15 protein-coding genes and 1 tRNA gene are annotated in these 19,678 nt (G+C 65.0%); 6 read left to right on the top strand and 10 right to left on the bottom strand.

The genetic code is table 11. From position 1 onward, the window contains the following. Positions 1-128: 128 nt before the first annotated feature. Positions 129-1,793, top strand: a complete 1,665-nt coding sequence (locus BTH42_RS05930; protein ID WP_075296783.1) for an ABC-F family ATP-binding cassette domain-containing protein — start codon at positions 129-131, stop codon at positions 1,791-1,793. 159 nt (positions 1,794-1,952) lie between these two features. Here BTH42_RS05930 and BTH42_RS05925 read toward each other — a convergent pair whose 3' ends face one another. Then, positions 1,953-3,686 carry a tetratricopeptide repeat protein gene (locus BTH42_RS05925; RefSeq protein WP_075296781.1) on the bottom strand — a complete coding sequence of 578 codons (1,734 nt, stop codon included), beginning with the start codon at positions 3,684-3,686 and terminating at the stop codon, positions 1,953-1,955. 362 nt (positions 3,687-4,048) lie between these two features. On the opposite strand from BTH42_RS05925, the gene BTH42_RS05920 reads away from it, so the two are divergent. Then, positions 4,049-5,038: a chemotaxis protein CheV gene (locus BTH42_RS05920; RefSeq protein ID WP_075296779.1), complete on the top strand. Its 990-nt coding sequence runs from the start codon at positions 4,049-4,051 to the stop codon at positions 5,036-5,038. 4 nt (positions 5,039-5,042) lie between these two features. Here the strand turns inward: BTH42_RS05920 and BTH42_RS05915 are convergent, their stop codons facing one another. Both BTH42_RS05915 and BTH42_RS05910 read right to left on the bottom strand, forming a co-directional pair. Continuing rightward, positions 5,043-6,137: an asparaginase gene (locus BTH42_RS05915; protein WP_075296777.1), complete on the bottom strand. Its 1,095-nt coding sequence runs from the start codon at positions 6,135-6,137 to the stop codon at positions 5,043-5,045. After that, the gene (locus BTH42_RS05910) at positions 6,134-7,132 is read right to left on the bottom strand and encodes a LysR family transcriptional regulator (protein WP_083654669.1); all 999 of its coding nucleotides are present in this window, start codon (positions 7,130-7,132) and stop codon (positions 6,134-6,136) included. The genes BTH42_RS05915 and BTH42_RS05910 overlap by 4 nt, the downstream gene beginning before the upstream one ends. A 151-nt stretch (positions 7,133-7,283) precedes the next feature. Here BTH42_RS05910 and BTH42_RS05905 point away from each other — a divergent pair, with 151 nt between their 5' ends. Further along, positions 7,284-8,201, top strand: a complete 918-nt coding sequence (locus BTH42_RS05905; protein ID WP_075296775.1) for a DMT family transporter — start codon at positions 7,284-7,286, stop codon at positions 8,199-8,201. Between the two features lie 36 nt (positions 8,202-8,237). On the opposite strand, the gene BTH42_RS05900 is transcribed toward BTH42_RS05905, so the two are convergent. Then, the gene (locus BTH42_RS05900) at positions 8,238-9,494 is read right to left on the bottom strand and encodes an MFS transporter (RefSeq protein ID WP_075296773.1); all 1,257 of its coding nucleotides are present in this window, start codon (positions 9,492-9,494) and stop codon (positions 8,238-8,240) included. A gap of 309 nt (positions 9,495-9,803) precedes the next feature. On the opposite strand from BTH42_RS05900, the gene BTH42_RS05895 reads away from it, so the two are divergent. After that, the gene (locus tag BTH42_RS05895) at positions 9,804-10,991 is read left to right on the top strand and encodes a GNAT family N-acetyltransferase (RefSeq protein WP_075296771.1); all 1,188 of its coding nucleotides are present in this window, start codon (positions 9,804-9,806) and stop codon (positions 10,989-10,991) included. 144 nt (positions 10,992-11,135) lie between these two features. Here the strand turns inward: BTH42_RS05895 and BTH42_RS05890 are convergent, their stop codons facing one another. The 6 genes from BTH42_RS05890 to BTH42_RS05865 all read right to left on the bottom strand — a co-directional run bounded on the left by BTH42_RS05890 (position 11,136) and on the right by BTH42_RS05865 (position 18,377). Beyond that, entirely contained in the window at positions 11,136-12,710 is a 1,575-nt protein-coding gene (locus BTH42_RS05890; RefSeq protein ID WP_075296769.1) for a hypothetical protein, read from the bottom strand. Positions 12,711-13,523: 813 nt separating this feature from the next. Then, positions 13,524-14,399 (bottom strand): VOC family protein, encoded by an 876-nt coding sequence (locus BTH42_RS05885; RefSeq protein WP_075296767.1) that lies wholly within the window; start codon positions 14,397-14,399, stop codon positions 13,524-13,526. 128 nt (positions 14,400-14,527) lie between these two features. Next, entirely contained in the window at positions 14,528-15,376 is an 849-nt protein-coding gene (locus BTH42_RS05880; RefSeq protein ID WP_075296765.1) for an amidohydrolase, read from the bottom strand. Beyond that, positions 15,373-16,269 (bottom strand): sugar phosphate isomerase/epimerase, encoded by an 897-nt coding sequence (locus BTH42_RS05875; RefSeq protein WP_075296763.1) that lies wholly within the window; start codon positions 16,267-16,269, stop codon positions 15,373-15,375. The genes BTH42_RS05880 and BTH42_RS05875 overlap by 4 nt, the downstream gene beginning before the upstream one ends. Further along, positions 16,266-17,006, bottom strand: a complete 741-nt coding sequence (locus BTH42_RS05870; RefSeq protein WP_075296761.1) for an SDR family NAD(P)-dependent oxidoreductase — start codon at positions 17,004-17,006, stop codon at positions 16,266-16,268. Before BTH42_RS05870 ends, BTH42_RS05875 begins: the two co-directional genes overlap by 4 nt. A 21-nt stretch (positions 17,007-17,027) precedes the next feature. After that, positions 17,028-18,377, bottom strand: coding sequence for an MFS transporter (locus BTH42_RS05865; RefSeq protein WP_075296759.1), 1,350 nt, complete (start codon positions 18,375-18,377; stop codon positions 17,028-17,030). A gap of 207 nt (positions 18,378-18,584) precedes the next feature. On the opposite strand from BTH42_RS05865, the gene BTH42_RS05860 reads away from it, so the two are divergent. Both BTH42_RS05860 and BTH42_RS05855 read left to right on the top strand, forming a co-directional pair. Continuing rightward, a complete protein-coding gene (locus BTH42_RS05860; RefSeq protein WP_075296757.1) occupies positions 18,585-19,502 on the top strand; it encodes a LysR family transcriptional regulator in 918 nt (305 codons plus the stop codon). Between the two features lie 77 nt (positions 19,503-19,579). After that, positions 19,580-19,670 (top strand) — tRNA-Ser (locus tag BTH42_RS05855). Positions 19,671-19,678 lie beyond the last annotated feature (8 nt).

Genomic DNA, 19,678 nt, shown 5'->3' with positions numbered 1-19,678 from the left:
GCTTGCGATCGCGGTTGCGGATCGCCGGGGACAGATCCAACCCGCCGGTCACGCTTCGTGCGGCCAGAAAGAGACAGCTTCGTACGTCCAGTGGGCTATCATGCGTGTCCTCTCCGAAGTAGCTCCTTATGATTTCCGTCCGTAATGTCACGCTGCGCCGCGGCGTCAATGTCGTGCTCGACCGCGCGTCCGTCACCTTCGCACCCGGCGAAAAGATTGGCCTTGTCGGCCGCAATGGCGCCGGCAAGTCATCGTTCTTCGGCCTGCTGAACGGCACGCTGCACGAAGATAGCGGCGAATTCTCGATCCCTCCCGCATGGAGGATGGGCCAGGTCGCGCAGGAGATGCCCGAAACCGAGCAGAGCGCGACCGACTTCGTCGTCGAAGGTGACACCGTGCTGCTCGCCGCGCAGGCCGAAGTCGCCGCCGCCGAGGCCAGTGACGACGGCATGCGCATGGCGCACGCCTACATGGAACTGCACGACGCCGGCGCACACGATGCCCCCGCACGTGCCCAGGCGCTGATCCTGGGTCTTGGCTTCACCGATGCGCAGCTGAGCCACCCCGTCAACAGTTTCTCCGGCGGCTGGCGCATGCGGCTGCAACTGGCGCGCGCGCTGATGTGCCCGTCCGACCTGCTGCTGCTCGACGAGCCGACCAATCACCTCGACCTCGATGCGCTGGTCTGGCTGGAAGCGTGGCTCAAGCGCTATCAGGGAACGCTGGTCGTGATCAGCCACGATCGCGAATTCCTCGACGCGGTGACGCAGGTGACGGTGCACGTCGACAACGCCAAGCTCGTGCGTTATGGCGGCAACTACAGCAAGTTCGAAGACATGCGCGCTGAACAGTTGCTGTTGCAGCAGGCCGCAGTAGCGAGGCAGGCGGACAAGATCGCCCACCTGCAGAAATTCATCGACCGTTTCAAGGCCAAGGCCTCGAAGGCGAAGCAGGCGCAAAGCCGGGTCAAGGCACTCGAACGCATGGAGAAGATCGCACCGGTGCTTGCCGATGCGGAGTTCAACTTCGAGTTCAAGGAACCCCTCAACGTCCCGAACCCGCTGTTGTCGATGCTGGACGCGAGCTTCGGCTACCCCGCGCCGACCGACGCACCGGTGGGCACGGCGCCCACGGTCATCGTGCGCGGCATCAACCGGTCCGTGCTGGCCGGGCAGCGCATCGGCATTCTCGGTGCCAACGGCCAGGGCAAGTCCACGCTGGTGAAGACGATCGCGCACGCGCTGGCGCCGATTGCCGGCGAAATCAGCGAAGGCAAAGGCCTGAACATCGGCTACTTCGCCCAGCAGGAACTCGACGTGCTGCGCCCGCTCGACACGCCGATGGAACACATGATCCGCCTCGCCAGGGACACGCCTGCCCAGATGCGCGCCCCGGGCCAGAGCGGCACCGAACAATCGCTTCGCACCTTCCTGGGCACCTTCAACTTCAGTGGCGACATGGTTCATCAGGCGGTCAGCACGATGAGCGGCGGTGAAAAAGCGCGGCTCGTGTTGTGCATGATCGTGTGGCAGCGCCCCAACCTGCTGCTGCTCGACGAGCCGACCAACCACCTGGACCTGGCCACACGCGAAGCGCTAGGCGTGGCACTCAACGAATTCGAAGGCACCGTGATGCTGGTCAGTCACGACCGCTCCCTGCTGCGCGCGGTATGCGACGAGTTCTGGCTGGTCACCAAGGGCGGCGTCGAGCCCTTCGACGGCGATCTGGACGATTACCAGCAGTTCCTGCGCGACGAAGCCCGCCGCATGCGCGAGCAGGCTGCCGGGCAGTAGAAGTGCGTTGAGCCGCCAGCATGGAGGTGGCGGCCGACTGTATCGCCGTTCATTGCGGCCTTTGACACTTGAGTTTCGGCCGCGAGTAGCGAATGCGAATGCGGCTCGAACAACGGATAAGGGCACGAGCGCGAGCACGAGCACGAGCGCCGCTGCGCGCTACGCCCCGCCGGCATGCGCCGTGTTCAACTCGCTCAGCGCGTCGCGCACCGCTTCGATCACGCTGTCCCAGTCTCCGAGCGCCGGCTGCCTGAACAGCCGCGCGTGCGGATACCACGGCGTGTCGCTGCGTGCGAGCAGCCAGCGCCAGCAAGTATCGAAACGGTTCAAAACCCACACCGGCGTAGCGAGCGCGCCGGCCAGATGCGCGGTGGACGTGTCGACCGAAATCACCAGATCGAGATTGGCGACCAGCGCGGCCGTGTCGGCGAAATCGCGCAACTCATCGGTGTAATCGGCGACCCGCTCGCGCAATTCGCTCGCCGCGAGTTGCGGCGCGGCCATCCCCTTCTGCACGCTGAAAAACCGCACGTTCGGCACGTCGAGCAGCGGCGCGAAACGCTCGAAAGTGAGCGAGCGGCGCGCATCGATCTTGCGCAGCTCGGCGACGTGCGCGCGGTTTTCTCCGGCCCACACAAGGCCGACTTTCAACTGGCGGCCACTGGATGTGGCGTTTGCATCCAGGCGCCCGCGCCATTCCTCGACCGCAACCGGATCGGCAAACAGATAAGGCGTCGCCGCGGGAATACTCGCCTCGTTCGTGCGGAACGCGAGCGGCAGGCTCAACAACGGGCAATGACAATCGAACGGCGGCAGCGGCTGCCCGGCTTCGACCAACTGGTCGACACCGTCGAGCGTTTTAATCAGCCGCAGCAACGCGCCCGGCACTTCGAGCACGACCTTTGCGCCGAGCTTCGCAACCAGCGGCGCATAACGGCAGAACTGCAGCGTGTCGCCCAGGCCCTGCTCCGCATGCAGCAGGATCGTCTTGCCGTCGAGCGGAAAATCGCCGAGCCATAGCGGCTGCGCGAATTCACGCTTGCCCGCGCGGATGCGGCTGCGTTCCCAGCGCCATTCGTACTCGCGCCAGCCGGCCTCGAAGCGGCCCATCTGCAATAAGCACAGCGCCTGATTCCAGTGCGTTTCCACCGCTGCGGGATTCAATTGCAGCGCACGCTCATAGCTCGCTAACGCGTCGTCGCGCTGATTCAGATCGACCTGCGCAAGACCGAGGTTATTCCATGCATCGACGAAACCGGGTGCGAGTTCCAGCGCGCGTCGATAGCAGCGCTCCGCCTCTTGCGGCTGGTTCAGATCGCCGAGCGCATTGCCGCGATTGCTCCATGCATCCGGATAGTTCGGCTGCAATGCCAGCGCCTGATCGCAACTTTCGAGCGCATCGGTATAGCGGCCGAGATCGCGCAGCACGCACGCGCGATTATTCCAGGCCACCGCGAATTCCGGCGCCAGCGCGAGCGCGCGATCGAAGCTCGCGAGCGCATCGAGCGGCCGGTTCAGCGCGGCCTGCGCATTGCCGCGATTGTTCAATGCATCGGGGAATTTCGGCTGCAGCGCGAGCGCGCGTTCGGCGCTGGCGAGCGCTTCGTCGTGACGTTGCAGTCCATTCAACGCATACGCGAGATTCGAATGCGCGGCCGGCTGTTTCGGATTAACCGCGAGGGTCTTTTTCAGCAGTTCCACGCCTTCGGGCAAACGGCCGCCCTGCAACGCGAGTTCGCCGAGCCAGCGCAACGCGTCCGCATGTTTGGGCTTGAGTTCGAGAATCTCGCGATAGAGCTCTTCCGCTTCGGCGAGCGCGCCGTTCTGTTGCAATGCGACGGCTTGCCGAAGCAGATGGTCCAGCTGTTGCGGCAGATTGGCGGGTTTGCTCATGCGGGGTGCTGGATTGAAGGCGGGATGAATCGTCGGGACGCTTGGCTGTTGCGCCGCATTCGCGCGGACCGCGCGATGCGTGAAAGCGGTTCGGAACGAGCGTGGGATTATCGCCGAAAAGATCGCATTCGGCGTATCACCGGCCCGCGGCACAACCTTCATACGAAAACGCGGCATCGCTCCACCAGTGGTCAGGCATCCGTATCAACCCGCGCGCCGCGCAAAAACCGCGGCACAGCGCTGAATTTTTCTGCGCCGCCGCCGATAACCGAGAAATAGCCACGCGCCAGGGCGAATCACCTGCATGGCGCACCCCACGCATTGACACGCGGCCCGCGCCGCAACCCTGGAGAAAGATTCCGATGGCAGACGAACAACGTGCCACCCACGAGCGCAACAACGAACGCAGCAATCTGACGAGCTCCAACAAGTTCGAACTGCTGCTGTATCGCCTGGGCTGCGTGCCCGGCAGCGACGCGCACGAGCTGTATGGGATCAACGTGTTCAAGGTGCGCGAAATCTCGACGATGCCGACGGTCACGCCGATCGCCGGTTCGTCGCCGTTCGTGATGGGCGCGGTCGATATTCGCGGCCAGATCATTCCGGTGATCGACCTGCCGCGCCTGATGGGCTGCGAGCCGACGCGCGGCCTGAACATCCTGCTGGTCACCGAATTCGCGCGCTCGACCCAGGCGTTCGCGGTCGAGGAAGTCGACGACATCGTGCGGCTCGAATGGAATCAGGTGCTGTCGGCCGACGGCTCCGCGGGCGGCAAGCTGGTCACCAGCATCGCGCGCATCGACGGCAATACCGGCGACTCGCGGCTCGCGCAGGTGATCGACGTCGAGCAGGTGTTGCGCGACGTGTTCCCGTCGCAGCATCCGAGCGTCGATCCGGCCTCGGTCGGCGAGGTACTCGGCATTCCGCGCGGCGCGAAGATTCTCGCCGCCGACGATTCCGGCTTCGCGCGCAAGCTGATCGAACAGGCGCTGACCGCGATCGGCGCGGACTTCATCATGACCAAGACCGGCGAGGAAGCGTGGGCCACGCTGCAGCAGGTCGCGCGCGACGCGCAGCAGAACGGCACGCGCGCAAAGGACAGCATCGCGCTGGTGCTGACCGATCTGGAGATGCCGGAAATGGACGGCTTCATGCTGACGCGCCAGATCAAGGCCGACGAACGCACCCGCGATATTCCGGTGATCATTCATTCGTCGCTGACCGGCGCGGCCAACGAGGCGCACGTGAAAAACGCGGGCGCCAACGGCTATGTCGCGAAGTTCGCGGCGGCCGAGCTGGCCAACGCGATCCGCAATGCGCTCGGCGTCGCGCCGGCGCGCGCGGCCGCGTAGTACGTCACTGCGGCGCGCGCGCCAGCTCGATCGAAAAATCCATCCGGCCGATCTCGACGCCCATCGTATTGAGCCGCTTCGGCGCATGAAAACCGGCGAGCGCCGCGCGTTGTTCAGGAGTCCCCAACTCGAGCAGCGTCAGTAGCTGGGCGGTGACCGCGTACAACACGCCGACGTTGCCGTCCTCGATCTTCACCGCGATGCCGAGCGCACCGCGCGCGCCGAGCCGTGCGGTCTGCTGCGACGCGCGCACGCCGATCGCGTAGCTGCCGTCCGCGCCGAGCTTGCCGACCAGCGCGCCGCCGAACGCCTGCATCAGCAGCGTGCAGAACCGCCCTTCCCCGCCGACCAGTTCCGGATACGACGTCATCGCGCGATAGATCCGTGCGAGCGCGGCCGTGCGCGGCGCCAATTCCGCTTCCGGCGCGGCGGCCTCGACCTGATCTTCTGCGGCGGCGAGCTTCGCAAAGAGCCGCGCGAGCCGGTCCAACGGAAACGCCGGGGTCGGCAGATTGCAGCCGTCGATCGCCCAATGCACGCCGTCGTCGGGCAGGTCGCACACGCTCGCGACCGTCTGCTTCACGCGCTGCTGCAACGGATGATCGGGCAGCTCGTAGCCGGCGAGCGCGACGCCGAGCGAGCGCGCGCCGGCCAGCATCCCCGCGTGTTTGCCCGAGCAGTTGCTGCACACCGCGGTCGGCGTGAAACCGCGCCGGATCCAGTCGACATACACCGCGTCCGACAACGGCGGATGCCCGCCGCAACGCATGTCCGCTTCGCTCGCCTGCACTTTCGCGAGCATCGCGCGGGTGCGTTCGATATGGCGCGGCTCGCTGCTATGCGACGCGCACATCAGCGCGAGATCGGCGGCGTCGAAACCGTAGCGGTCGAGCGCGCCGGTTTCCAGCACCGCGAGCGCCTGCGCCGGCTTCGCCGCCGAGCGCGGCAGCGTCATGCGCGTGGCGTCGCCGAACGAATACAGCAGACGGCCATCCGCGTCGACGAGCGCGACATGCGCGAGATGGGTGTTCTCGATGGAGTCGCCGCGATAGATGGTCGCCGCGACCGGCGCGTTGCGCTGCACTTCGGATTGGCTCATGAAGGTTCTCCTGTCCGTCGCGGCCGGGTCGCCGCGACACGCGTCGTGTTGGGGGTGAGCGATTTTACGTGCGCATCCAGCGCCGCGCCCACATGCTGCGCGAGATAGTCGATCAATACCCTGACCTTCGGCGGCAAAAAACGGTTCGGCGGATACAGCAGCCACACCGAGCCCACATATGCGCGCATATCGAGTTGCCAGTCCGGCAGCACTTCGACCAGCTCGCCGCTCGCCAGCGCGGCGGCCGCCGCGAACTCGGGCACGCAGGCGATGCCGAAGTGCTGCTGCGCCGCTTCGAGCCGCGCGCCCGCATGATTGGCGACATAGCGCCCGTGCACCTCGACGCTCTGCGTTTCGCCGCCGCGCCGAAAGCGCCAGCGGTTGTCGTCCGCGCTTTCGCCGAGGTAGATGCACGCGTGCCCGCGCAGATCGCGCGGCTCCGCCGGCATCGCGTGCGTGAGCAGATAGCCGGGCGACGCCGCCAGAAGCCAGCGCACCGCGCCGAGCCGCCGCCCCGCCAATCCCGGCGGCGGATGTTCGGTCAGGCGGATCACCAGATCGACATCGGCGGCGAGCGGATCGACGTCGTGGTCGGTAAACAGGATCTGCAGATCGACCGCGTCGTACGCGCGCAGAAAACCGGGCATTAGCGGATGCAGCACGGTGCGCGCGAACTGCGTCGGTGCACTGACGCTGACCTTGCCTTGCGGCTTGCCGGCCAGTTGGCCGGCGGCATCGACGGCGGCCGACGCGGCGCTCACCATGTCGCGGCACAACAGCGCGACCTGCGCACCGGACTCGGTCACGCGCACCGTGCGCGTCGAGCGTTCGAGCAGACGCGTCGCGAGCGCGTCCTCGAGCCGCTTGATCTGGCGGCTGACGGTGGACGGCGTACTGCCGAGCTGACGCGCCGCCAGCGAAAAATTGCCGGCCTCGACGACGCGCGCAAACACGGCCATGTCGGGCAACAGCGCAAACAGTTCGGTCGGGGTCATCGGGGCGGCCTCGCGGGAAAGACAAAACACGGCGGAATCGATTTGTGCATTCGCGACATAAAAGCTGTGCACAGCAACCCGATTATCTTCCTCGACGCAAAACCCGACAATAGCCGTTCCGTGTCTCCCGCTACGTCTCCAAGGCCCCGCCATGTCGAAACCCGACCGTCTGTTAATGCTGTCCGATCTGATGCTGCTTGCGGTGGCCGCCGTGTGGGGCACCTCGTACGGCGTCGTCAAAAGCGCGCTGGCGTTCTATCCGGTGCTCGGTCTGCTCGCGCTGCGCTTCGGCATCACGTTCGCGCTTCTGACGCCGTCACTGCGCGCGCTGCGCACCACGAATGCACGCACGCTGCGCGGCGTGATGGGCGTCGGTCTGCTGCTGCTCGCGGTGTTCCTGTGCGAAACCTTTGGGATCCTGATGACCCGCGCGGCCAACGCGGCGTTTCTGATCAGCGTCTGCGTGGTGCTGACGCCGCTGGTCGAATGGGGGGTGTTGCGGCGCGTGCCGAGCCGCGTCGAATGGCTCGCGGTGCTGTTGTCGCTCGGCGGAGCATGGTTGCTGGCCGGCGCCGGCACGCTGAGCCTGAATCCCGGCGATGCGCTGATTCTGCTCGCCGCGCTGCTGCGCGCGCTGACGGTCTGCGTGACCAAGCATGTGATGCGCGATCCGGCGTTGCCGCCGTTGACGGTGACCGCGGTGCAGTCCGGCGTGGTCGCTGCGGGCAGCACGGCCGCCGCTTTGCTGTTCGCGTCGCCGCAGTGGCCCGCGCTGCCGTCGTGGCATGCGCATCCGGCCTTCTGGGGCTACGTCGCGTATCTGGTGATCGCCTGCACGCTGTTCGCGTTCTTCGCGCAGAACTTCGCGATCAAGCGCAGCAGCCCGACGCGCGTATCGCTGCTGATGGGCAGCGAGCCGGCGTTCGGCGCGCTGTTCGCGTGTCTTTGGTTAGGGGAGCGAATTTCGTTGACCGCGTGGGTCGGGGGCGGGTTGATCGTCGCGGCATCGGTGCTCGCGACCGTACGTTGGAGCGCGTGGCGCCCGGCTCAGGTGCAGGCCGGTACCTGAGCGGCACCTGAGCGGCACGCGCGTCGGCGAGCGCTGTCAGGCGCTCGCCAGTTCCTCTTCGCGTTCGAGCTTGCGGGTATTGCGCAGCTCCGGAAAGAGCCGCATCCACAGCAGCGCGACCGCCACCGTCGCGATGCCGCCGACCAGCACCGCCGGCCGTGCGCCCCACCACCCGGCGGTAATCCCCGATTCGAACTCGCCCAATTGATTCGATGTGCCAATGAACAGCGAATTGACCGCGTTGACGCGGCCGAGCATATCGTCCGGCGTGCGCAGCTGCACCAGCGACAGGCGCACCACCACGCTGATCGTGTCCGACGCGCCGAGCACCATCAGCGCGATCAGCGACACGATGAACTGATGCGACAGCCCGAACACGATCGTCGCGATGCCGAACGCGATCACGCCGCCGAACATCGCCGCGCCGGGCCGCTTGCGCAGCGGGAAATGGGCGAGCCAGATGGTGCCCGCGAGCGCGCCGATCGCGGTGCCCGAGCGCAGCAGCCCGAGGCCGATCGGGCCCGCGTGCAGCACGTCGCGCGCGAAGATCGGCAGCAGCGCGGTCGCGCCGCCGAACAGCACAGCGAACAGATCGAGCGATAGCGCGCCGAGAATCACCGGTTCGCGACGAATGAACGCGATGCCCGAGAAGATCGATTCGAGCGTGACCGGTGCGCGGCTCGCGGGTTTCAGTTGCAGCGGAATGCTCCATACCGACACCGCCGCGGCCGCGAACGACACCATGCATGCGAGATACGCGGCGCCCGGCCCGATCCCGTACAACAAACCGCCGAGCGCGGGCCCGGCGATCTGCGCGGTCTGATTCGCGGAGGTGGCCCACGCGGTCGCCTTCGGCAACTCGCCGCGCGGCACCACCGCCGGCAACAGCGACGACACCGCCGGCGACTCGAACGCGCGCGATGCGCCGACGCAAGCGGCCAGCACATAGATCACCGGCGCGCTGAGCCAGCCGCCGAAGGTACCGATCGCGAACAGCAGCGCGGCAATGCTTTCAAGACTCTGACAGATCGCGGCGATGCGGCGGCGATCGTAACGATCGGCGACGTGACCGACGACCAGCGTCAGCAGGAACATCGGCAGAAACTGCGCGAGGCCGACGAGGCCGAGTGCGAACGCGCTGTGCGTGAGCGCGTAGACATGCCAGCCCATCGCGACCGCGAGCATCTGGAACGACAGCGACGACAGGATGCGGGTGCACCAGAAACGCTGGAACGGCGGGTGTTTGGGCAGACTGAAAGTGGACGAATCGGTGGAATCGGCGGGTGCGGGCATCGGTGACTTGCTCGTTACGTGGCGGGCGGCGTGAGTTCGGCGCGCTAGTTTAGAGCAAGATCGGTAGACGTGCTGAAGGCCGGATCGCATCGCTCGCCCGCGTCCGCTCTATGCGGGCGCCTTAAATCCGCGATCGATCGTGTGCCGTCGCACACACCGCGCGCCCGGATCGGGCATGCTCGACGTTCAGGCTCGCCCCCCCGTTTCTCGCTGCTTGCCCGTGCTCCGGGAGTACACCGCGCGCGCCCGCCGCCAGTTGTTCAATCGTGGCTGCCAACAACAATAACCGTCGCAGACGGGAGAATAAAAATGAACGACACCAGCGTGGCTTACGAGATCGTCTGCAATGAAGCGGATTTTCACGCGCTTCAACCCGAATGGGATGCGCTGTGGAGCCGCGCGCGCGGCCGGTACTACCAGTCGTTCGGCACCTGCTGGCAAGCGTGGGAGCAGATCGCCAAACCGCTTGGCAAGAAACTGCGGATCGTCGTGCGGCGCGAGCTCGGCCATGTCGTGCTGATCTTTCCGCTGGTCAGTCATCGACGCGCGCTATGGACTTATCTGATGCCGCTGGGCTCGGAGTCGGCCGATTTCACCAGCATGCTGGTCGACGACGACGCGGCGACACTCGCGCGCGTCGCCGACACGTGGCAGGTAATGCGCACGCGCTGTCGCGCGGATTTCATCACGATGCCCAATGTGCGCGACTCGACGCCTCTGTACCGGCTCACGCAGAACCAGCGTCGCTTCGTGGTGAAGGAACAGGCGCCGCACTACGTCGCGAAACTCGATGAGGAATCCAGACGTTATGACTGGCAAAGCTTTTGCGATTCGCTCGGCACGCTAAAGGGCAACAAGCCCGGCAGGCTCGGCAAGCTCGGCCGGCGCCTCGCGACAGTGGGCACGGTACGGGTCGATGTCGTCGACTCCGCCGATCCGGCGCGCTTCGTTGCGTTGATCGACACGCTGCTCGACTGGAAGCGCGGCTGGAAGCACGACTGGAAGCGCGGCTTGGACGCGCGTGTCGGTAAACACGGACACTGGCTCGAATCGCGCCATTATCGAAACTTTCTCGCCGCGTGGGTCAGTGCGGAAAGTACTGCGGTAAGACCGCTGGCATTCGTCGTCGGCGTCGACGGCACACCGGTTGCGATCGATCTGATCTGCGCCGATTCGCGCGGTGTGACCGGCATTATCGCCAGCTTCGATCCGGCCTTCGCAAAATGGTCGCCCGGGGTGCTCGCGTTCGAGGCGATCGCGAAATGGGCATTCGACAATCAGCTGCCGTTCGAACTCGGCGTCGGCGCCGAAGCGTACAAGCCTTACTGGTCGCGCGGCAACCGCGGCGATTGCTGTACCACGCAAAGCGTCAATTCGTGGTGGGGTCTCGCGGCATGGTGTGCGCGCCGTTGGCCACGCGCCGCGCTGACGCGCGTGCGCGCGGTCGCCGGGTCGGCCACCGCGCTCGCCGCGCGACGCCAGGAGCGCGCGGAATGACGCGCACTGGTTCGCAAGCGTGTGATTGGCGTACCGCCCGTGCGCCCCGGAATGATCCGCGAGAGTGACGGGCGCCGCTGTTTTGCGCACTTGCGTTGCTATCCGCTCACACCGGACAGCAATGAACGCGCTAACGTTTGCGCATCAGTTGTCCGGATGGCTCGACGTAAAGCTCGTGAACGCGCTGTACGGCGGATTCATCGGCGTGCCGTTGAGCATGATCCCGTACGTGTCGTTGCCGCTATCGAGCACGTAATACATGACGGCCTGGATGTTGTGGGACTTACGGGCCTGATAGTAGTCGCCGAGCTTCGACGTGATGTAGCTGCCGCGATAGGCTTGCGTCTGCTCCGGTCCGGTGTTCCATTCGGTGACGATGAACGGTACGCCATAGCGCGCCTTGCAATAGGTCGGCAGATCGAAGCCCGGACCCGCGCCGTCCACGCCGAGCGACAGCAGATCGCCGTACACCTCGTAGTTGTGCCACGTGGTGATGTCCCAACGCACTTTCGGATAACCGCCGCTGCCGTCGGGCTGCATGCCGTCCCACAGCGCGTCCGACGCACCGACGTCGTTCACGCAGAAGTTGATCCCGCACTTCGCGTTCGACTGGACCGACTTCACGCCGTCGATCATCCCGCGCATCACGCCGCGCATCGCCGGCCAGTTCGTGTTGTTGAAGTCCGACGCCTTGGTGCCCGCGTAGGTGAAGTTGTTCACGGTGGCGTTCTGGCGCGTCAACTCGTTGCCGCATTCGTAAATCGTCACGCCATACGGTTTCAGCGTGTTGGCAATCGTTTGCGCGACCGAGTAAGCCTGGCTGTACGCGGTCGATTCGCTGCTCCACACGTTGCCGTTGCTGTCGTAGACGCCCTGATTGATCAGTACCACCAGGGTCATGCCGGCCGACTGGAACGCCTGCGCGATCTTGCTCACCGCATCGAGCTGGATCTGTTCGGCGGTGCAGCCGACGCGATAGCTGGTACAGCCCATCGCCTGCAGAATCGACACCAGCTGGCTCGGCGTGTACGTGTAGTCGAAGTGGCCGTTCATTCCGTAGAACATGCCGGCCGGCGCCGCGATCGCGGTACGCGGATCGTTACAGGGCAGCCATTGCGCGGCGACGTCCGCGTTGACGTAGAACTGGCCGCCGGTCCCGCAGTGATAGATCTTGCCGCCGTACCACAGCACCAGCGTCACGTTGTAGGTGTTGCCGACCGTCGCGCCGTTGCGGTAGATGACGCCGTTCACCAGCGTCCAGATCGCGGCCGACTTGTCGATGATGTACGACGCGGTGGGCAACGAGGTGCCGTCGGCCGACGTGCCGCCCAGACGCGGATCGTTGCACGACACCCAGCCCGAGCCGGTCCATCCGTAGAACTGACCGCCGGTGCCCTCGTGATAGATCGTGTTGCCGTAGAACAGGACCAGCGACACGTTGTAGGTGTTGTCGGCTTTCTGGCCGTTCTTGTAGACCGAACCGCCGGAGAGCGTCCACACGTCGCCGTTGCCGTCGGTAAGCGACGAAGCCGGCGGGATCGACGTATTGTTCGCGGATGCGGATTTCGCGGTGGTCTTATTCGTCGCGCCGGAAGAAGCGGAATTAGCGCTGCCGCTGTCTTCCGAGCCACCGCCGCTGCCGCCACCGCCACACGCGGTCAAAAGAGCGCTTGCGCCGAGTGCCGTCAGGCAGCCAATAAATTGACGTCGTTTTACCATGAAGAGTAAATCCAATGCCGGGAAAATTCCCGATAAAAAGACTGAATTTGAATTTGCTGAGATTCGGACGGACAGCGGCGCAGGACTTCTCGCGATCAATCGCAGTCCTGATGAACCAACTGTCCTGCAGTGCTATGAACGCACGTCTTGTGTCCGATTGAACCGAGGCTCGCGAAGGCCTGCTTCGCGGCGGTTCAGATTGACAGGGTCGACATGTACGGGTGCGCGGTCAAAATCGCCGCAAACCTTTTTACCGATTACAGCCCAGATACGACTTTACCGGGAAATTTTTCCCGAAAATGATCAAACCGGCGTAAATCGTACCCTGAAGAAATGACTTGGCCTAGAACTAGTCATACTTTTTTACCAAAAAAGGTCAAATATTTCTCATATATGTGGCGTCGGTAAAGATTCGCACTTTCTGAACTTCGATCGGAGGGCGGATAGACGCAGCCCGTTTGAATTCGACCCTTTATAGCCATGCGCGGCCAGCGATAGCGCGTCCCAGATAGCGAGTCGACGGCAGGTCGCCGGGCTCCCGGCGCCCCGTTCGTGGCGCGAGCGGCAACGCAAGTACGCGGCGCGGCAGCGCGTAATTCAGAGCGATTAATGCCCACCCATTCGGGAAAAGAAGGCGCCAACGCTGATCGTTTTCATATTGTCTTTATGTGTCAGCGCCAAAGAAAATCAAAAGCCGGTTAAATACCGGCGTAAAGAAATTCAATCGGAGAGGTGAATGTTCGTGGCCGGATCCGGCCTTGAGTGAGAAACAACAACTGGCTGATCGATGCGTCGTCGCATAAGCAAACGCGCTCACAGCCGCCCGCTAAAGCTTTCGCCACCGAGCCGATAGTTCCGGTTCGTCACGTCGGGGTTGCGATTCACGAGCGGTCTCGCATACAGCGGGTGACGCAAACTGCGCACTTCATGTTCGAGTTGGAAACAGCGCTCGCCGCTCACCGGATCGACGAGATCGGCGAACCGGTATTGATGCGTCTCTTCTCCATACGTAAGTCCGCGCGCGGCAAGGCGTGCATACGGGCCCGAAAAATCGGCGACGTAAATCTGGATGTGATGTCCGTCGTAGTGCGAATTCGCACCGGACGTCTCCGCATAGATCAGTTGCTGGCGCGTGCCGATTGCAATCACCGCCTGCCGCGAACCATCGCGTTCGCGCACCTCGGCGCTCGCGTCGAACATCTCGCGATAGAACGCCGCGATCGACGCCGCGCTGCCGACCGGCACATCGAGTTGCACATACGCGATGCCGAGATCGAGGCCGCTCCACGGAGCGCCGGGCGCGCCCGTGTCGCGATCGAGACAGTCGTAGCGATTGCCCCACGGACAGGTCACTTCCACGCGATCCGCGCATTCGCGCCAGCCGAAGCTGCTGTGCGCGAGCAATGGCCGCACCGCATGCAACCGTTCCAGCAGCGCCGCGCGCTCGCCGAGCACGAGCCCAACATGGCCGCGCAGACGCTGCGGCTCGCCGTGCGGCAGATGAATCTGCGAACGGCCGACGTTGATCCACATGTTGGTCACGCCGGTCATCAGATACGGATCACGCGTCAGCCCGAGGCCGCTGACATAGAACGCGGTCGCCGGACGCTGGTCCGGGATCGTCAGGTTGACGTGCTCGAGCAGCACGAGGTTGCCGGTGTCCTCGCGTGCGTAGTCGGAATGATTCATCTGCGTGTCCTCGAAGAAATGGCGCGCCGACCCGCTGCTTCGCCGTCGTGCGCCGTTCACGCTATCTTGCCCGCGCCGCCCGTGTCCGGCAATTGTGTCCGGCAATCGGATGCGCGGATAGCCGCGATCTACGCTGCGCCCCGCAACGGTTCGTCAAAGCCGAAAAGCCGCCGCGGCGTGTCCCACATAATCTGCCGCCGCGCTTTCGCATCGGGCACGATCTGTTCGAACAGCGTCAACAGCGGCCCGTAATCGAGACGTTCGGGCGCGCGCAGAAACGGCCAGTCCGAGCCCCATACGCAATGCTCCGGCCCGAACGCGCGCAGCAACGCATGCGCGTACGGCCACGCGTCCTCGTACGGATACGGCAGGCGCGCGTACTTCTGCCAGCCGGACAGCTTCACCGTCGTGTTGCCGCGATCCGCCAGACGCAGCAGCGCGTCGAAAGCGGGCTGCCCGACACCAAGCGCGCCGTCCGGCCGCCCGCAGTGATCGATGACGAGCGTCGCCGGCTGCCGCGCAAGCCAGGGACCGAGCGTCGTCATCTGATCGTCCACGACCTGAACCTGCGCGATCATGCCGAGATCCGCGAGCGCGGCGAAGAGACTCGCCGCACCCATCACCGGTTCGAGTCCTTCCATCGCCGCGTTGAGCGCGACGCCGACGACGCCCTGCTCGCGCAGCGCACGCAGTTCGTCGCGACCGGTGTCCATCTCGACCACGGCGATGCCGCGAAAGCGCGCCGGGTAGCTTTGCAGCGCATCGAGCATGCAGCGGTTGTCGGTGCGGTAGCCGCTGGTCGGCCCCACCAGCAACGCGTGACGCACACCGTATGCATTCATCACATTGACGAACTGCGCGGTGGTGCCGATCTCCTGTTGCGCGGGACGGTAAACCGCGTCCGCGCGATACGGAAAGCGCAACGGGTCGAATACGTGGCAATGGCAGTCGATCTTGTCTTCGGTGAATACGCTCATGGCGTGGCGGTCCAGTTCGTTGCGGGTGCTGTGCAAGTGATAGGCGTGGTGTTCGATATGGTAGCCGGCATCGCAAGCGCCGCGCGCTCGACGACGCGATGCGCCGAACGATACGCAAGTTCGAGGCGCGCATCGAGCGGCAGCGACGGCATCGGCATTTCGACACTCAGCGCGACCTCGGGCGACACCGCGCGCAGCAACGCGTCCAGAGGCAGCGCGCCGGCGCCGGGCGCCATCCGGTTCATGCGCGCCTCGCGGATCGCATCGTCGTCGGTCTCGGGCTGCAGCGCGGGCGCGTCGCACAACTGCACGGCGCCGATTGCCGCCGGCGGCAACGCCGCGATGTCGTCCGGCGTGCCGCCCGAGCGCGACAGATGCAACGCATCGACCAGCAGCGCGAGATTCGAATGAGCCGCGCGCGCGATCACCGCGCGGGCCTGCGCGAGCGAGCCGACGTGCCGCCAGCGCATGAACTCGAGATCGATACGCAGACCGAACGGTTGCGCGCGTTCGGCCAGTTCCGCGAGCTTGACCGCGAGCCGCGCGCTATCCGGGTCGTCGCCCGATACGCTCACGCAGCGCGCGCCGAGCGATGCTGCCGCCTCGAATAATCCGGACAACGAAGCAGGATCGAGTTCGGGCACGACCGGCACGAATTCGACATCGTGGACCACGAGTCCCTCCCCCGCCAACGTATCGCGCAGCGCGCGATGCGCTTCGCTGCCGGGCGCGCTCAGGTACGCGATGCCGCCCTCTGTGGCCGGATACAAACGCAGCCCGACCGCGGCGAAACCGGCCCGCGCCGCCGCGCGCACCCATTGCACTGGCTCGACGTCAAGCGCGGTCAGATGCGCGAGCGCCAGCGGCCGCGCGGTGCCGAGAGCGGGCTTCAATACGTGGCCCTCCCGCCCGTCAGGTCGAACGTGAAGCCGGTCGTGAAGCTGCACGCCGGGCTGACGATCCAGCTGACCATGTTGCCGACCTCCTCGATCTGCAGAAAACGGCCCATCGGGATCTTGGCCTTGCTCGCGTCGATGTGCTGCGCCGACATCTCCTGCATCAGTTCCGTTTCGACCATCGCGGGCGCGACGCAATTGATCAGCACGTTGTCGCGCGCGAGTTCTTTCGCCGCCGACTTCGTGAACGCGATCACGCCGGCCTTCGCCGCCGAGTACGCGGAAATGTACTGCACCCCTTCCTTGCCCGCGATCGATGCGACGTTGACGATACGTCCACCGCCGCGTGCGCGCATATGCGGGATCGCGACGCGGCAGCCGTAGAACACGCTGTTCAGGTCCACGTCCAGCACCCGCTGCCAGGTATCGACCGGGTATTCCCAGCTCGGCGCGACCGGGCCGTTGATGCCCGCGTTGTTCACCAGAATGTCGACGTGGCCCAGCGCATCGACGGTCGCCGCGAATGCGCGCTCGACTGCTTCGTAGGACGAAACGTCCACCGCTTGCAGATGATCGGGTTCGAACCGCGCATCGCGCGAGTCGAACTCGCGCACGTTCAGATCCCACAGCGCGACGCGCGCGCCGGCTGCCTTCAGGGTTCGCGCGATGCCGAGACCGATGCCGCGCGCCGCGCCGGTAACGATCGCGACCTGGCCGTCGAGAGAATGAGTCATTGAGAAGCTTTCCTTGGAATATCAGTTGCGGGAGAGATCGGCGCTGCGCAGCACGATCCGCTTGATGTCGCCGACGACGAGCAGATACGACAGCGCGCCGAGCAGCGTCACCGCCGAGATGAACGCGAGCGCATAGACGAACGAGCCGGTTGCGCCGACGATCAGCCCGATCACCAGCGGCGTGACGATGCCGGCCGCGTTCGCGAACAGATTGAACAGACCACCGCTCAGGCCGAGCAGACCCTTCGGCGCGATGTCCGAGACGATCATCCATGCGAGCGCCGACATGCCCTGCGCGAAATAGGCGATGCACAGGATCGCGATCACCGCGGCGATCGAGTCGACGTAGTTCGCGAGCGCGATGCTCGACGCGCCGAGCAGACCCGCGATCACCGGCAGCTTGCGCGACCAGTTCAGCGAGAAGCCGCGCCGCAGCATCGCGTCGGAAATCCAGCCGCCGCTGAGCGTGCCGACCGACGCCGCGATGAACGGCAGTACCGCGACCATGCCGACCTTCAGCCACGGCATGTGCCGCTCGGTGGCGAGGTAGGTCGGGAACCACGTCAGAAAGAACACGTTGGTCGAGTTGCACGCGAACTGGCCGATGCAGATGCCGAGCATGCTGCGCTGACGCAGCAGCGCGCCGATATCCGACCAGCGAAAACGCGTGACGTCGCGACTGCCGTCGACCACTCCGCCGCCGCTCGCGATGTATTCGAGTTCGGCGCGATTGGCCGACTTCGACTGATGCGGCTCGCGAAAGCGCATCAACCACACCGCGCCGAACACGATGCCCACGGCGCCGACCGTGCCGAACAACGCGCGCCAGCCGTAGCGCTGCTCGAACCAGAACAGCAGCGGGCTCAGAAACGCGAGGCCGACATACTCGGCGAACGTATAGACGCCGGTCGCGCGCGCCCGCTCGCTTTGCGGAAACCAGATCGCGACGACGCGGCTGTTGGTCGGGAAGCACGGCGCTTCGGCCGCGCCGATCAGCAGACGCATGATCAGCAGCGACACGAAGCCGGTCGCGAGACCTTGCAGCCCGGTGAACAGCGACCACAGCGTCAACGCGAAGAAGTAGGTCCAGCGCGTGCCGATCCGGTCGAGCAGGATGCCGCCGGGAATCTGCGACGCGGTATAGGTCCACGAAAAAGCCGAAAAGATCACGCCGATCAACGCGGGCGTCAGGCCGAGTTCATGCGCCATCGAAGGCGCGGCGATACCGGCGACGCTGCGATCGAGGTAGTTGATCATCGTGCCGATCGCGAGCAACGTGAGGATGCCGAAACGTGCTCGCGTGCGTACGGCGGACGACGCGGACGCGGCCGACTGCGCGTCGACGCTGGCTGGCGGATAGATCCGGTTCATGCTGTCTCCAGAGTGTTTTTTACGGCTCGCGGCGGGGGGTGTGAATGCGCGCGTGAATGTGTTTGCGCATGTGCTCACGAAGGTGTTCGCCAGGCTCGCCGTGGCCTGATCGAAATACTAGGGAGTTGTCGCGCTGCTGTCGTATGCCGAGTTTCAGCTAACCTATAACTTTTGGTTAATCGCCCGACCGGGGCTGGTGGAGGACCGATGCGTTTCAAGCTGCGGCAAATGGAGGTGTTTCGGGCGGTGATGCTGACCGGCTCGATCAACGCGGCCGCGAAAATGCTGTACGTGTCGCAGCCGGCGGTCAGCAAACTGGTCTCGCATACGGAAACCACGCTGGGGCTGCGACTGTTCGAGCGCACGAAGGGCCGGCTGATTCCGACCGCCGAGGCGCAGGCGCTGTTTCGCGAGGTCGAGCAGGTGTATCAGTCGGCGTTGCGGGTCGACGAATTCGCGCGCGCGCTCGCGCTCGGACCGGCGAGTTTGTTGCGGGTTGCGTGCAGCCCGTCGTTGGGGCCCTCGATCGTCGCGCCCGCGATCGTCGAATTGAAGCGCAGCATGCCGAAACTGCGGATCGACTGGCATACGACGCTGATGGCCGACATGCCGCTAGAGGTGCTGAGCAAGGCCGTCGATGTGGCGGTCACTTCGGTGCCGATCGAGCACGAGCATCTCGAGGTGGTGCCGTTCATGCGCGGGCGGATGGTCTGCGCGATGCCGGCTGGTCATCCGCTGAGCGCGAAAAAGCGCATCGCGCTCGCCGATCTCGAGAAGCAGCCGATGATTCTTTTTCGGCGCGATATTCCGTTCGGCACGGTGATCGTGCGCGCGTGCCAGCAGGCCGATGTCGAGCTGAATTCGGTGGTCGATGTGACGCGCGCCGATCAGGCTCTGGCGTTGGTGCAAGGCGGACTGGGACTGACGATCGTCGATGAGTTCGCGGCGGGCGGGGTCGGTTGTGTGGTGCGGCCGCTGGTCGAGGACCTCGAGATGATTTCGACGTTCGTCTATTCGAAGTTCTCGCCGCCGCCTAGAGGCGCGGTGTTGCTGATGCAGGCGGTTTATCGACGGGCCGAGGAATTGGGGCGGCAGGTGGGGAATTTGCGGGGATTGGGGGTGTGAGGTTCGGCGGTGTTGCGGATTCCGGTAAGCCGGGTCTGGCGGACGGCGCGAAGTTTGCTATAATTCGCCTCCTTCGCGGAGAGATGGATGAGTGGTTTAAGTCGCACGCCTGGAAAGCGTGTATAGGTTAATAACCTATCGGGGGTTCGAATCCCCCTCTCTCCGCCAGAACGAAT

Source organism: Burkholderia sp. SRS-W-2-2016, from assembly GCF_001931485.1.
GTDB lineage: Bacteria > Pseudomonadota > Gammaproteobacteria > Burkholderiales > Burkholderiaceae > Paraburkholderia.
Note: the sequence above shows the minus strand (reverse complement) of the source record. Positions and strands in the feature narration are given on the sequence as shown.